Source organism: Actinomycetota bacterium (assembly GCA_035536535.1).
Taxonomy (GTDB): domain Bacteria; phylum Actinomycetota; class JAICYB01; order JAICYB01; family JAICYB01; genus DATLNZ01.
Genome location: DATLNZ010000022.1, coordinates 1 through 14,737, shown reverse-complemented (window position 1 = coordinate 14,737; position 14,737 = coordinate 1). Strand labels below are relative to the sequence as shown.

At 68.5% G+C, this 14,737-nt stretch carries 13 protein-coding genes; 9 read left to right on the top strand and 4 right to left on the bottom strand.

Annotated features, from left to right (window positions below):
* The 3 genes from VNE62_01705 to VNE62_01695 all read left to right on the top strand — a co-directional run.
* The coding region (locus VNE62_01705) for a biotin/lipoyl-containing protein (protein ID HVE91004.1) at positions 1 to 1,094 on the top strand (1,094 nt) is incomplete at its 5' end.
* A 43-nt stretch (positions 1,095 to 1,137) separates the two neighbouring features.
* Positions 1,138 to 1,527 (top strand): nuclear transport factor 2 family protein, encoded by a 390-nt coding sequence (locus VNE62_01700; GenBank protein HVE91003.1) that lies wholly within the window; start codon positions 1,138 to 1,140, stop codon positions 1,525 to 1,527.
* Between the two features lie 88 nt (positions 1,528 to 1,615).
* A complete protein-coding gene (locus tag VNE62_01695; GenBank protein ID HVE91002.1) occupies positions 1,616 to 2,341 on the top strand; it encodes a class I SAM-dependent methyltransferase in 726 nt (241 codons plus the stop codon).
* Between the two features lie 29 nt (positions 2,342 to 2,370).
* Here the strand turns inward: VNE62_01695 and nhaA are convergent, their stop codons facing one another.
* The gene (gene nhaA, locus VNE62_01690) at positions 2,371 to 3,579 is read right to left on the bottom strand and encodes a Na+/H+ antiporter NhaA (GenBank protein HVE91001.1); all 1,209 of its coding nucleotides are present in this window, start codon (positions 3,577 to 3,579) and stop codon (positions 2,371 to 2,373) included.
* Between the two features lie 150 nt (positions 3,580 to 3,729).
* Between nhaA and VNE62_01685 the strand changes: the two genes are divergently transcribed.
* From VNE62_01685 to VNE62_01660, 6 genes are all read left to right on the top strand, one after another.
* Positions 3,730 to 4,698, top strand: coding sequence for a hydroxymethylglutaryl-CoA lyase (locus VNE62_01685; protein ID HVE91000.1), 969 nt, complete (start codon positions 3,730 to 3,732; stop codon positions 4,696 to 4,698).
* The gene (locus VNE62_01680) at positions 4,695 to 5,501 is read left to right on the top strand and encodes an enoyl-CoA hydratase-related protein (GenBank protein HVE90999.1); all 807 of its coding nucleotides are present in this window, start codon (positions 4,695 to 4,697) and stop codon (positions 5,499 to 5,501) included. Before VNE62_01685 ends, VNE62_01680 begins: the two co-directional genes overlap by 4 nt.
* Positions 5,498 to 6,577 (top strand): calcium/proton exchanger, encoded by a 1,080-nt coding sequence (gene cax / locus VNE62_01675; GenBank protein ID HVE90998.1) that lies wholly within the window; start codon positions 5,498 to 5,500, stop codon positions 6,575 to 6,577. The genes VNE62_01680 and cax overlap by 4 nt, the downstream gene beginning before the upstream one ends.
* Positions 6,578 to 6,706: 129 nt before the next feature.
* A complete protein-coding gene (locus VNE62_01670; GenBank protein HVE90997.1) occupies positions 6,707 to 6,859 on the top strand; it encodes a DUF5679 domain-containing protein in 153 nt (50 codons plus the stop codon).
* A 102-nt stretch (positions 6,860 to 6,961) separates the two neighbouring features.
* Positions 6,962 to 7,123, top strand: coding sequence for a hypothetical protein (locus tag VNE62_01665; GenBank protein HVE90996.1), 162 nt, complete (start codon positions 6,962 to 6,964; stop codon positions 7,121 to 7,123).
* Between the two features lie 6 nt (positions 7,124 to 7,129).
* On the top strand, positions 7,130 to 7,729 hold the full coding sequence (locus VNE62_01660) for an AAA family ATPase (GenBank protein ID HVE90995.1): 600 nt from the start codon (positions 7,130 to 7,132) through the stop codon (positions 7,727 to 7,729).
* Positions 7,730 to 7,732: 3 nt separating this feature from the next.
* On the opposite strand, the gene VNE62_01655 is transcribed toward VNE62_01660, so the two are convergent.
* The 3 genes from VNE62_01655 to VNE62_01645 all read right to left on the bottom strand — a co-directional run.
* Positions 7,733 to 8,893, bottom strand: coding sequence for an acyl-CoA dehydrogenase family protein (locus VNE62_01655; GenBank protein HVE90994.1), 1,161 nt, complete (start codon positions 8,891 to 8,893; stop codon positions 7,733 to 7,735).
* 92 nt (positions 8,894 to 8,985) lie between these two features.
* Positions 8,986 to 12,969: a S8 family serine peptidase gene (locus VNE62_01650; protein ID HVE90993.1), complete on the bottom strand. Its 3,984-nt coding sequence runs from the start codon at positions 12,967 to 12,969 to the stop codon at positions 8,986 to 8,988.
* A gap of 91 nt (positions 12,970 to 13,060) precedes the next feature.
* Positions 13,061 to 14,737 (bottom strand): protein meaA (locus tag VNE62_01645; protein ID HVE90992.1); only part of this gene is annotated, 1,677 nt, incomplete at its 5' end.

The window sequence follows — 14,737 nt, the reverse complement described above, 5'->3', positions numbered from 1 at the left end:
CGGGCCTGGACCTGGTCGAGATGCAGCTGCGCGTGGCGATGGGGGAGCCGCTGGGATTGACGCAGGACGACGTGCGCCGTGAGGGGCACGCGGTGGAGGTCCGGGTGTACGCCGAGGACCCCGAGCAGGACTTTCTCCCGCAGGCCGGGGACGTCCGGCACGTCCGGTGGCCTGAGGACGCGCGCGTCGACTGCGGCATCGACGAGGACAGCGTGGTGACAACCGACTACGACCCGATGCTGGCGAAGCTGATCGCCCACGGCGCCTCACGCGACGACGCCTTTTCGAAGCTGGACACGGCCCTTTCGGAGACCCAGATCCTCGGTCCCCGGACGAACATCGCGTTCCTGCGCGAGGTGACGTCACATCCGGTTGTGCGCGAAGGCCGGGTCACTACCACCTGGATGGAGGGGTACCTGTCCTCCCGGCCGGCGAATCCACCGCAGCCGGACGACGTGACGGTGGCGGTGGTGGCCGCCGCCGAGGCCGCGTGGGCGCTCCTGCATCCCCGGGGACGGCAGGATCCGTGGGGGTCCGGCGGTTCGTGGCGCGGCTTGGGCCGCAACGTCACACATGTCGTCGTCCGTTACTCGGGGCTCGAGCGTGCGGTGGTCGTAGCGGGGACGGGTCCTTTCGTGGTCGACGGACGGACTGTGAGAGCCTCGGAGCGGCCGGGGGCCGACGGGCCGGGGTTCAGGATCAGGCGAGCCCACGACCGCGACAACGCCTGGTGGGAGTGCGACGGCGAGACCGTCCTGGCCCTGAGGTCCAGGGAGTGGTTCGGCAGCGCCGACCGGGGCCGTTGGCTTGTCTGGCGGGGGACTCAGCACGAGATCGAGGTTGGTCCGGCCGAGCGGCGCGCCGACGCCCAAGGGGCGGCGCACCTGGAGGCCCCCATGCCCGGACAGGTCATCGCCGTGCGTGTCTCAGCGGGGGACAAGGTCGTCCGGGGGCAGGACCTGGTCGTGGTCGAGGCGATGAAGATGGAGCACGCCGTGAAGGCGCCGGCGGACGGGACCGTGAAAGCCGTGCTGTGCGCCGCGGGGGACCAAGTCCAGCGGGGCCAGACCCTGGTCGACTTCGAGCCGTCGTAGAAGGTCGGGATGCCGGGATGGTCGGTTGAGGGGGGAGTGCTTGGTGCATCCGAACGAGGTTCTGGTACGTGGTGCGTACGAGGCGATGACCCGGGGTGATGGGGCGGCCTTGGCGGAGTTGATCGGTCCCGAGACACGGTGGGTCATTCGTGGTGAGGGGCCTCTTGCTGGGACGTACATCGGGCGCGATGAGATCTTCGGGTTCTGGAAGCAGGTGGCTGCGAAGACGGGGGGCGGTCTGAGGTTGGAACTGGATGATGTGCTGGCGAATGATGAGCGAGCTGTCGCGTTGGTGACGGCGCGAGGCTCGCGGAAGGACCGCCGGTTGGAAGAACGTCAAGTGGTCGTCTATGAGATTGCCGCTGGAAGATTCACGTCGGCGACGTTCATTTACGAGCGCCCCGAGGTCTATGACGCATTCTGGCTCGATTGAGTACCCGCTTGTTGTGTCTTGGGAGTCGCCAGGTCGTTAGGCGGATGAAAAGAAGATGACGAACGAGACTTTGTACTCTCACGCTCGCTTGTACGACCTCATGTATCCGCAACCAAGCGGGCCGGGCACGCGTGCGGAGTTCTATGCAGACATGGCCGAGTCGCAGGCGGGACCGGTGCTCGAGTTGGCCTGCGGAACGGGGCCGCTGCTGCTCCCGATTGCGTTGCGCGGCATTCCATGCGAGGGCGTCGATCTCTCAAACGAGATGCTGATCGAGGCGCAAGCGAAGCTCGCTGCTAGCAACGCACGGGCCTCGCTCCGTACCGGCGACATGGCCGACTTCGACCTCGGTCGGCGCTTTAGGTTCATCTTCATCGCCTCCAACTCGCTGCTGCATCTTCACGCCACCGATGACATCCTCCGGTGCTTTCGATCGGTCCGCCGCCACTTGGATGGAGGCGGCAGGTTTGCGTTCGACATCTTCAATCCAAGCGTGCAAGTCCTGGCTCGCGCCGACGGCGCGCGACGAGAGATGCAGCGCTTTGACGACCCCGAGCGGGGCGAGGTACGGGTCGACATTGAAGAGCGCTACGACGCGGCGGCGCAGGTGACACGCGTGGTTTTGTACTTCTCGACTGAAAAGGACCCGGACTTTCTCGTCACTCCACTTGAGATGCGCAGCATCTTTCCCCAGGAACTCCTATTCCTTCTCAAAGCGGGAGGCCTGCGGCTCCTCGAACGCTACGGCGATTTCACGGGCACTCCCTTCACTGGTGAGGCTCCGCAACAGGTATGCGTCTGTGAGGCGGCATAAGGGTTGCCCCCGACTCGCCCCCCGCGCCTTCATTCCAGTGCGGACCGGGCCCTCGGGCGATCGCGGCCCGCCTTCCGGCAGCAGGTCAGCATCAGCAGGGCCCCCACCACCGCGGCCACCGACGAACCGGCCAGCACCCCCAGCTTGGCCGCTGCCGCGGCTCGTGATCCCTCAAAGGCAAGCTCGGTGATGAATAAAGACACCGTCAGGCCGATCCCGGCCACGGCCGAAAGCGCCAGCAGGACTCCGGGCGTGACCCCCTGCGGGAGCCTGCCCACCCGCAGCCTGACCCCCGCCAGGGCGATCAGCGTGATCCCGAGCATCTTGCCGAGCACGAGTCCGAGCGCCACGCCCCAGAGAACGCGGGAGCCCAGTCCGAGGCGCAGTCCGCCGCCGCGCAGCATCACTCCTGCGTTGGCTAGCGCGAACAGCGGGAGGATCAGGCGGCTGGTCCAGGGGTGCAGTCCGTGCTCCAGCTTCTCCAGCGACGTTCCCGGGCCGGCGGGCGTCAGGAGGCCGAGGGCGACGCCGGCGATCGTGGGATGCACGCCGGACTTGTACATGGCGAACCAGGACAGCAGGGAAAGCGGCACCAGGACGAGCTCCCGGCCCCCGGCCAGCCGGTAGGCGAGGGCCGACATGACGACGGCCGCCACGGATATCCCAAGCCACGGTCCGGACAGCCCGCTTGAGTAGAAGAAGGCGATGACCATGATCGCGCCGATGTCGTCGGCCACGGCGAGCGTCAGCAGAAACACCTTGGCCCCCACCGGCACCCGCTTGCCAAGCAGCGAAAGGACGCCAACGGCGAACGCGATGTCCGTGGCCATGGGGATGCCCCAGCCGCGGCCGTCCGGACCCGTCCCGACGATGGCCAGGTAGACGAGCGCGGGGCCCACCATCCCGCCGAGCGCAGCCAGCACCGGCAGCGCGGCCGTCCGGGGGTCGCGCAGCTCGCCGGTGACCAGCTCCCTTTTGACCTCCAGTCCGACCACGAAAAAGAACAGCGTCATCAGGCCGTCGTTGATCCAGTGGCGCAGATCGAACTGCAGCGGCCCCGCGTGCAGCGGCAGTCTCCAGACGAACTCGTAGCTCTCCGGCAGCATCGCCGGACCGTTGGCCCACAGCAGAGCCGTCAGCGTCGCGGCTAGCAGAACCACCCCCGCGCCGGACTCGGTGCGAAGGAAGGTCGCGGCGGCTCCTTCGGAGCGGCCGGTGCGGCGGCGTCGGATTCCCATGGGTGCCTATGATGGCCGGGTTTTCGGCCAAGGAGGAGATGGGTGGTGCCGACGCCGCACCGGCCGCCGGGCAGGGAGCCCGACAGGTCGAGGTCGCGTGCGCATCCCCCCCCGAGAGGCTCCTCCAGGCAGTCCGCGGACCACCCCTCGCTGCAGGGACAGGCTCCGGCTCCGATCCGCAAGCGCGTGCCGCCGAAGGTGACCGTGGTGGAGGTGGGTCCCCGTGACGGCCTGCAGAACGAGCCGGAGATCGTGGACGCGGCCGTGAAGGTCGAGTTCATCGCGCGTCTGGCCGACGCGGGCCTGCCGGTTGTCGAGGCCACGTCTTTCGTGAACCCGAAGTGGGTGCCCCAGCTGGCCGACGCCGCAGAGGTCTACACCTCGATCCGCAAGCGCCCGGGAGTGCGTTACCCGGTGCTCGTCCCGAACGAGAAGGGACTGGAGCGTGCCCTGGAGGCCGGGGCCGGCGAGGTGGCCGTGTTCGCCTCGGCAACGGAGACCTTCTCGCAGCGCAACCTCAACCGGTCGCGCGACGAGGCCATAGAGATGTTCCGTCCGGTGGTTGCTGCCGCCGCAGCCGCGGGCGTGCGGGTCCGCGGGTACCTGTCGATGGTGCTGGGCGACCCGTGGGAGGGCCCGGTCCCGGCCCCCCAGGTGGTCGAGGCCGGGACGAAGCTGATGGCCCTCGGGTGCCAGGAACTGTCCCTCGGGGACACGATCGGGATGGGGACGCCGGCCAAGGTCCAGGAGCTGGTGGCGTCCTTTAAGTCGGCCGGCGTGCCGGCATCCAGGCTTGCCGTCCACTTCCACGACACCTACGGACAGGGCCTCGCCAACGTCCTGGCCGCGCTGGAGATGGGCATCACGATCGTGGACTCAAGCGCCGGGGGCCTCGGGGGCTGCCCCTACGCCGAGAGCGCCACCGGCAACCTCGCCACCGAGGACCTGGTTTGGATGCTGGACGGATTGGGTGTAGTGACGGGTGTGGACGTCCGGAAGGTGGCGGCGGCGAGCGCGTGGCTGTGCGGCAGGATCGGCAAGGAGATCCCTGGACGGGTCGCGCGTGCGCTCCAGTCCGGCGGGGACTGCCTGCCCGGCTCCCACGAGGAGGCGCCGTGAGCGAGGCGGCGGTGAGCCCGGGCGTGGTGAACCTGACCGTGGACGTCCGGGGCGTCGCTCGCCTGGAGCTCAACCGTCCCGAGGTCCGCAACGCGCTGGACGGCGACCTCATGAGCGCGCTCGCCGAGGCCGCGTCCGGACTGCCGGATCACGCCAGGGTCCTGGTGATCTCGGGGGCCGGTCCTGTGTTCTGCGCGGGAGCGGACCTGAAGTGGATGGCGAGCGTCGCCGGCAGCACGGATCCGTCGGCGGGCGACTCGTCCCGGCTGTCGCGGCTGTTTGATGCGCTGGACTCGTGCCCGGTTCCGGTGATTGCGCGGGTCCACGGCGCCGCCATGGCGGGGGCCGCCGGGATCGTCGCGTGCGCCGACGTCGCCGTGGCCGCCCGGTCCACGAAGTTCGCCTTCACAGAGGTCCGGCTGGGGCTGGTTCCGGCGGTCATCTCCCCCTACGTGGTCCGCAAGGTCGGCTATGCGTTCGCCAGAGCGGCGTTCATGTCCGGGGAGCCGTTTGACGCCGAGCGCGCATGCGAAGCTGGACTCGTGCACCGCGCCGTGGACGAGTCCGAGCTCGACGAGGTGGTGGAGTCCTACGTCCGGCTTTTCCTGGCTGCCGCCCCGGGGGCCGTCCGCAGGACGCGGCGGCTCGTGGACGAGGTCATCGGCCGCACCCCCGCCGAGGTCAGGGACCTGACGGTGCGCACCATCGCAGAGGCGCGCGCCGGCGAGGAGGCACAGGAGGGCATCAAGGCCTTCTTCGAAAAGCGCCCTCCCCGCTGGGCTGCCCCCGGGGGCCCCGCATGAGCGTGGCGGTCCAGCAGCGGAACATCCTCAAGCCCCGGCTCAACTGGCTGCTGGTATTTGTCCCGATATCGCTCTACGCGGAGCTGATCGCCCACAACGAGCTGCTGGCGTTCTTCACGGCGGCGGCCGCCATTCTGCCGCTGGCCGGGCTGATCGGCCACGCCACAGACGAGCTGGCCATCCATGTCGGCCCGCGGCTCGGCGGCATCCTCAACGCGACCTTTGGCAACGTCACCGAGCTGATCATCGCGGTGTTCCTGGTCCTGCGGGGTGAGTTCGAGACGGTCAAGGCGTCGCTGACGGGGTCGATCCTGGGCAACCTGCTGCTGGTGCTGGGATTGTCCCTGCTGCTCGGCGGGCTGAGGCACTCCGAGCAGAAGTTCAACGCCAAGGCGGCGTCGGTGCACTCTGCGTCGCTGGTGCTCGCGGTGATCGGACTGCTCATGCCGGCCCTGTTCCTGCTGACGGCCGGGCGGACGAACTTTGTCCAACGGGAGGTCCTGAGCGGGGTGGTGGCCGCGGTGCTGATGGTGCTGTACGTGGGGGCGCTGATCTTCACGCTCGTGACCCACCAGCACCTGTTCCGGACGCCGCACGAGCACGAGGAACCCAAGTGGTCCAAGGCCAAGGCGCTGACCCTTCTGGTCGTGGCGGCCGGCCTGGTCGCCCTGGAGGCCGAGGTGCTCGTGGGGGCCATGGAGCCGACGGTCGAGCGGCTGGGACTGTCCCGGATGTTCGTGGGGCTGATAGTCGTGCCGATCATCGGCAACGCCGCCGAGCACAGCGCGGCGATCCTGTTCGCCATGCGCAACAAGATGGACATCGCCCTGGAGATCGCCATCGGTTCGTCCACCCAGATCGCCCTTTTCATCGCCCCGGCGCTGGTGTTCATCAGCCTCGCCACGGGCCACCCGATGGACTTCCTGTTCTCGCCGTTCGAGATAGCCGCGGTCGGGCTTTCGACGCTGATCGTGGCCCAGATCGCCGGCGACGGGGAGAGCAACTGGCTCGAGGGGGCCCAGCTCGTGGGGGCCTACGTGATCATCGCGATGTCGTTTTTCTTCCTCCAGGGCTGACGTTTTCCGGCTTCCCGCCTCTCTCAGGCGTAAAGCGACCACGGTGAGCGTTCGCAGCGCTCCAAGATGAGCCCTCTCAGCGCCTCGCCCCCCGAGAATGGGTGGACCCCGGCGCGAAAGGAGAATCAGATGGCCAACTACGAGGGCTACTGCGTCAAGTGCAAGGAGAAGCGGGAGTTCCAGGGCGAGGTCAAAGAGCTGGCGAACGGCTCCAAGGCCGCCCAGGGAGCGTGTCCCAAGTGCGGGACGAAGATGACGCGAATGCTTCCCAAGAGCGCTTAACGCGCCCGAGCTCCACCCGATCACCCCGGCGCCCGCGCCGGGGTGATCTGCTTTTGGGGGGCGGCCGCACGGGGGGCCGGCCCGCGTCATCCTCTTAGCACGATGCCCTTAAAGGAGCCGCCGTACCTCAAGCGCGTGTCCCTGACCGACGGCGAGGTCGAGGAGTGGGACGCATTCCCTTACTCCATCCCCTCCGTTCGCGGACTCGACCTGCGGTTCGGGCGTCCGATCACGTTCCTGCTGGGGGAGAACGGATCCGGGTAGTCAACGGTGCTTGAGGCGATAGCCGACCTGTCCGGGCTCCCGGTTTCGGGAGGCGGACGCAACGAGCTGGGGGCCCGGCATGGACCGGAGCAGACGAGCCTTCTGTCGAAGGTGCTCAGGCCGGCCTTTGGCAAGCGGCCGCCGGACGGCTACTTCCTCAGGGCTGAGTTCCACGCGCACTTCTCGTCGCTGCTGGACGAGCGGGCGGCGGACCAGGACTTCGAACGCGACCCCTTCACCAGGTACGGCGGCCGTTCGCTGCACGCGCAGTCACACGGCGAGGCGTTTCTGTCCGTCGTGCTTCACCGCATGGAGCGGGGCCTGTTCCTGCTCGACGAGCCGGAGGCTGCGCTGTCGCCACGGCGTCTGCTCGCGCTGCTGGCTCGGATGGCGGATCTGGTTGCGGAAGGACAGACCCAGTTCATCGTCGCCACCCACTCTCCGATCCTGCTCACGCACCCGGAGGCCGAGATCTTCAGCTTCGACGAGTCCCCGCCGCGGCGCGTGGCGCTGGAGGACACGTCGCACTACCAGATCACGCGAGGGATCCTTGAGTCGCCGGAACGCTACGGGCGGGCTCTTCTGGCCCCCGATGCCGACGACTAGCGGTCAGGCTCCCCGGGGTCGGGTGCCGGGGTCCATGCCGAGCTGGCGGGCGATGATCATGCGCTGGACCTCGCTGGTTCCCTCGCCGATCTCCAGCACCTTGGCGTCGCGGTAGAAGCGTGCGACGGGGAACTCCTCGATGAAGCCGTAGCCCCCGTGCACCTGGACGGCCTCCCGGGCGATGTCCACGGCCATCTCGGTTGAGAACAGCTTAACCATCGACGCCTCCTGCTTGTACGGCTTGCCGTCCTGTCGCAGACGGCCGGCGTGGTAGACGGCGAGGCGGGCGTGGTGGATCTTGGTCGCCATGTCGGCGAGCTTGAACTGGATGGCCTGGAACTCGCCGATGGACTTGCCGAACTGCTTGCGCTCGCGAACGTAGGACAGGCACTCGTCTAGGCACCCCTGCGACTGTCCCACCGCGAGGGCCGAGATGGCGATGCGGCCGTCGTCCAGTTGGGCCAGGAACTGGCGGAACCCGCGTCCCGGCTCCCCGAGCAGGTTCTCCTCGGGCACGAAGCAGTCGGTGAAAGCAAGCTCGCGCGTATCCGAAGCGTGCCACCCGAGCTTGCGCAGCTTGCGTCCGACCTCGAACCCGGGGGTGCCGTTCGGGACGATGAAGGCGGAGATCTCTCCGTCCTCTGTGCGGGCGGTGCAGATCGTCAGGAGTGAGATGTCCGTGCCGGCGTTGGTGATGAAGATCTTGGACCCGTTGATGACGTAACCGCCGTCTGTGCGGCGGGCGGTGGTCCGCGTGCCGCCGGCGTCGGAGCCTGCTCCCGGCTCGGTCAGGCCGAAGGCGCCGATTTTGCCGCCCTGAGCGAGCGGTGTCAGCCAGGTCTTCTTCTGGTTCTCGTCACCGAAGTGGAACAGCAGGTTGCAAACCAGCGACGTGTGCGCCTCGACGGTGATCGCGATGGACGGGTCGATCCGCGCAAGCTCCTCGACGCACAGCAGGTACGAGATGTAGTCGGCGCCCGCACCGCCGTACTCCTCGGGGATCGGCAGGCCGAGGAACCCCTGACGTCCGCACTGCAGGACGAGGTCGGTTGGGAACTCCGCCCGCTCGTCGAAGTCCGCCGAGTGGGGCGCGATGACCGTCTCCGCGAACGACCGGACGACCTTGCGGAACTCGATGTGCTCGGGGTCCAGGGCGTAGTCCATGGGGGCCGATTCTAGTGGTTCGGGACCTGAGGCCCGGAAGGGAGTTGTCCCGGGCCCCCGCGAAGCGGGGGCCCGGGACGACGTCCGTGCGACTAGATGACGAGCGCCGTGGCGGAGGCCAAGTCGCTCGTCAAACCCGCCTCGTCTACCGAGTAGGCCGTGGCTGTGTACTCACCCGGCATCAGGAACAGGTGGCTGAAGGACGCCTTCCAGGTCGTGCTGGACGAAGCAGGTGAGCCGCGGGAGGCGTTGACCCGTCCGGCTTCGCGCCCCGCCGAGTTCTTGAGTGAGACGACGACGGAGCGGATGGGCGAGGTTGCGTCCGTCGCGGTACCGGAGAAGCTGAGCGTCCCGAAAACGGGCGTGGACAGAGCGGGCACGGCCGGAGTGCCGACCGTAACCTGCGGCTTGACCCTGTCCATCACCGCCACCACCGTCGCGGCTTGGGACCCGTTGGCGGCCCGCGCAGTGAGGGGGCCGTCCACCAGGGACGTAGCGTCGACCGTCAGGGTCTTCGTCTCGCCCACGGCAATCTCCGGCGCCTCGACCGGCAGGGCCGTCCCGGCCGAGTCGGTAAGGGTGACGCCGAGGACGGCGGGCGAAGGACCGTTGTGCGTGACCTTGATCTCCAGGGCCTCCGGACGCTGATCCGCAGTGATGTAGCCGAATCCGTCGTGACGGATCTGGATCGAGGGGGCCTTCGGGCTGGTCGTCTTGGTCGACTCCCCAACCGCCTGCGCAACGCTCCCGCTCGGGGTCGTGGATGTCGCGGTGAAGGTCAAGGTTCCGTCGGCCAGCGGCCTGGTGTCGATGTTCGAGACGGCCCAGGCTCCCGTGGCCCCGGCAACGGAGGTCGCCGCAGGCAGCGACCGGGGGCCGTCCGAAACCACAACCGCCACGGTGGAGCCGGGGGTGGTCGTCCCCGACGCGGCCACCGCGTTGGCGTTGCGGTCCCGGATCGGGTTGGTGACGCTCGTCAGCGTGATCAGGTGTGGCACGTAGGCCGCGGGGGCCGAGACGGCGCCCTCGTAGAACGTGTCCCCGGCGAAGGTGGCGGCGAACTCGCCCGCCGCGGGATCTGCGCCGGGAACTGTGAGCTGGGCGATTCCGCTCGGGTCCACGATGGCGGTTCCGACCGGCGAGCCGCCCTGCTGGAACTCGATTGTCCTGCCGACGAGCACGGTGCCGGGGGTGTCGGCGTCCAGCAGCTTCGCATTCAGCAGGGCCGCCCCGGCGGGACCGGGGGCGACTTGGAGCGACAGAGTCGAGTCGTCCTTCAGCACGTCGAAGGTCCCCGACACCGCCGAGGCGGCGATAGTCGTCTCCCCGAGATACGAAGCGGTCAGCGGGTAGGACGCAGGAGCTTGCAGGAGACGCGTCGTCACGGTGGCGATGCCGCTGGAGTTCGTCTGGGCCGTCAGGTTCTGGGCCCCCAGGTTGAAGGACACCGTCTTGCCGCCGCGCGCGATGCCGTCCACGAGCAGCTTGGCGGACAGCGTTGCCTGATCCGAGTACTGCCCCGTGACCGCCCCCAGGAGCTCCAGGGTTGAGACCGCCAGGTCCGGGGGCTGGACGACCATGTCCGTGTGCCAGGCCGTCCAGGCCGAGGTGCTTAGGCGGTGCACCGGGCTCGGCAGAGGTGCGCCTACAGCGGCACGTGGGTCGAACTTGGACGACCCCGCAGTTCCGTTTCCGGGCGCAGACCAGCTGAGCCCCGTGGTCCCCAGGTTGTAGTACTTCATCGCCACCTTGTGGGACTTGCCCGTGTCGGACTCGACGTGGCCGGAGCCCTGGCCGTTGTCCGAGTCCTTCCAGTCGCCCCACCGGACGAGCACATCGGCCGGGCACGACGCCGCATTGGTGCAGTCCGGGCTGGTCGTGGAGTTGCTGCCGATCTCCGCCAGTCCCATGTGTGCGAGGTCGGCCACCACCGCGTAGTCCACTCCACCCGCGAGGCCCTCCTGAGTGACCACCGACACCTGCCACGGCTTGGTCGGATCCCCGACTACGGCGTCGGAAAGAGCGGTGACGACGCCGGTGGGACCGGTGAAGGAGGAGCTGGGGGTGAGCGTGATCTGCTTGCCGGCTACCGGTGCGGGGGCCGCGGGCGAGGTGATGATCGTGCGGGCCACGGCGCCATTGGACTTGCGGATGAAGGACAACTGCAGGTCGAGGTCGGCCGGGACGGGTGCGGTCGTGTCGTCGTCACCGGACCCGTAGTCCGGGCCGGAAAGACGGTGTTCGCCGTTCCACGACAGGCCGAGCTTGAGCGAGCTCCAATTGGCCGGCACCGTCAGGGGGTTTTCCTGACGAATCGTGAGTGCCGGTGTCCCCTCGACCAGGACACGCCCGGCCCACGCGGTGGAGAGCGTGTCGACGTTGTTGTACGTCTCCGTCACGTCCTCGATCAGGGCGGGAGCCGCCGCAACGGCGTCGGCGACGGTTGCCGCGGGGTTCGTCGCCCGAAGGCGGCGCAGGGCAAACGCCGCGGCCACCGCCCGTTCGGCGTCGATCAGGCCGTAGCCGTCATGAGGGGAGTGCGAGGAGCCCGCGATGTAGGTGGAGCCAGGAAGCTGGCTAAAGGAGCCGGTTACGTGCGTCGCCGTGGCCTTCAGGATCCACTCCGCTTCGGTGATCTGGTTCATGAACGTGTCTCTGTAGGGCGCAGGCGCGTTGGCTGCGAAGTCGTCGGGCACGCCCGCCAGCTTGAGATCGGGGTTTGCCTGGAGCATCAGCGCAATTGCCCCGGCCACGTGTGGGGCCGCCATCGACGTCCCGTGGAGTGGGACGTAGGGGGTCGCCGTGTTGGCGTGCGCGAGGGCGCTGATGATGCCCGTACCTGGGGCGGCGACGTCCGGGAATGTCTCGGGGCGCCCGTTCACCCCGCGCGATGAGTCGCTGGCCAAAGCGGTGGTGAGGTCGTCCGCGTCGTTCGGCACCTTGCCGTTCCTGCTCACGTTAGCCACCCCGATCGTGGCCGGAATCCGCGCCCACAAGCTGTTCTTGCCGACATTGTTGGTGCTCTGTCCGGAGTTGCCCGCCGCAAACACGATGTGCTGGTTGTGTCTGCCCATGTCATAGGACAGGACCATCACGGCCTGGCTTATGAACGACGCCGGGTCGAACTCCCCGGCGCCGCCCCAGGAGTTGTTGATCACCCGGATGTTGAACGGGTTCCCGTAGTCCTTGATCTCTGTGTAGACGAAGTCGAAAGCGGTCAGGGCGTTGAGCACCAGGATCGCGTCACCAGCACCCAGGCCCAGGATGTTGGCCCCGGGGGCGACTCCCCGCCGCTCGCGAGCAGTGGGGGCACCGTACCCAAGCAGGGTCGTGTTCGTGCTCGCCGCGCCGGAACCGGCCGCGATCCCGGCCACGTGCGTTCCGTGGACGGAGGTGACGTCGCTGTTGGCCACCGGGGCCCAAAGCCCGATGCCCGCTACAACTTCCCCATGGGCCTCCTGCCTGGCGAATCCGGCTTCGCTCGTGCCGAGGAACTTGTAGTTGGCAACGGTCTTACGACCCAGTTCCAGATCCGGGTGCGTAGCATCCACACCGGAGTCGATGACCGCGATGGTTACGCCTGACCCGTCGACTGGGAGGCCGATCCTGTCGCCTTCCTTCACGTAACGATTCCAGACGCCCTCGTCCGCCTTGATCGTCTTGGTCGACCGCTCGAGGGAGTACTCCATCTGCTGGTTGAACTCGATGCGGCGGGTGGCGGGGTCGGCCGCAAGCGCCCGGATCATGTCGGGGGTGCCGATGCCGAACACGATCGGCAGCATCCGCAGCTTCACCAGGGAGACGAACCCCAGGTCGATCATGCGCTGGATGTCCGCGGGCCGGACGTCCATCGTCTTGAACTGAGCCAGCACCTGGATCCGATCGCCGGGCTGCGCGGCGGCGAGCTTTGCCTCAAGCTCCGGCTGCATGACGTCGGTCGGCAGCGAGAGCAGATGCTCCTTCACGGACCCCGGCGGCGAGGGGGCCTGGGCCCCCGCGGGCGGCGCGACGGCCAGCGTGGCGGCGGAAAGGGCCGCTACGAGAAAGGTCGAGATCAGGCGTACGGATGAACGCATTGGTGTATCCCCCTTGAGAAAGCCCCTGGGGCCGCGCTGGCGACCCCTCACTTACGGGCCTACTTCTCCCTCGGGGGCTGCTTTCCTGCCGTCAGCGGCCGACCAGGCCTGCGCTCTCCACGAGGTTGCGGGTCAGGTCGTGGTCCTTGGGGGTGAAGATCCGCGCCACTCCCAGCTCCAGGAGCTTGGAGGCGTCGTCGTCCGGGATGATGCCTCCGACCACGACAGGCACGCGGGCCGGGTCCACCCCCCGTGCCCGCAGGGCGTCGATCACCTCTGGGACGACCAGGTCGTGCGCGCCCGACAGCACGGAGAGCCCCACCAGGTGGACGTCCTCATCCGCGGCGATCCCCGCCACCTCGGCCGGCGTGAGCCGGATCCCGGGGTAGACGACCTCGATGCCCAGGTCCCGAGCCCGGACCGCCACCTGCTCGGCCCCGTTGGAGTGGCCGTCCAGTCCCGGCTTGCCGACCAGCATGCGCAGGCGCGGCACGCCCAGCCGGGAGGCGGCCTCCGCCACCCTGCGCCGCGCCTCCACGAGCGACTCCGATCCCGGAAGCGTCGACGGTGAGCCCGCCCCGACGCCGGTGGGGGCCCGGTAGTCCCCGAACACCTCACGCAGGGCCCCCGCCCACTCACCGGTCGTGACGCCCGCTTTGGCGGCTTCGATCGACGCCGGCATGACGTTTTCGCCCGAGGCCGCGCATCGTCGGAGCGCATCCAGGGCGCCGGAGACCGCCCGGGGGTCGCGCCCGGCGCGGAACTGCTCGAGCCGCTCGACCTGCTCGGCCTGGGTCTCCGCGGAGACCTTCAGGATGTGCATGTCGCCGTCGCCCAGCAGCGGGGAAGGCTCGGTCATTTCGAAGGCGTTGACGCCCACGACCGTGGTGTCGCCGGCGTCGATGGCCCGCAGGCGCCGCGCGTGCTCGGTAACCAGCTGCTCCTTCATGGACTGAAGCGCCTTCAGCGACCCGCCCAGCTCCAGGACCCTGTCCAGCTCGCTCTGCGCCGCCTCCACGAGCTCGTCCACCTTTGCCTGCACGACCGTGGACCCTTCGAACAGGTCCTCGTACTCCAGCAGGTCGGTTTCGTAGGCCAGGATCTGCTGGGCCCTCAGTGACCACTGCTGGTCCCACGGCCTCGGGAGGCCGAGGGCCTCGTTCCAGGCTGGAAGCTGGACGGCCCGGGCTCGCCCGTTCTTCGACAGGGTCGGACCGAGCATCTCCAGCAGCACCCGGTACACGTTGTTCTCCGGTTGGGACGCGGTCAGGCCCAGCGAGTTCACCTGCAGGCCGTAGCGGAAGCGACGAAGCCGCTCGTCTTCGACGCCGTAACGCTCGCGCGTGATCCGGTCCCACAGCACGCCGAAGGCCCGCAGCTTGCACATCTCCTCCACAAAGCGGATCCCGGCGTTGCAGAAAAACGAGATCGCTCCGACCCGCTCGGGGGTGAGCATCCCGCGGTCGCGGACGGCGTCGAGGTAGCAGATGGCGTTGGCGAGCGTGTAGGCGATCTCCGAGACCGGTCCCGCGCCTGCCTCCTGCAGGTGGTACGAGCAGACGTTGACCGGGTTCCACTTCGGCATCTCCCGTCCGGTGAACTCGATCGTGTCGGCGGTCAGGCGGATGGACGGGTCCGGCGGAAAGGCGTAGGTGCCGCGGGACAGGTACTCCTTCAGGATGTCGTTTTGAGTGGTGCCCCGGAGGGCCGTTCGGGGGGCCCCCTGCTCGTCGGCCACGGCCACGTACAGCGCGAGCAGCCAGGCGGC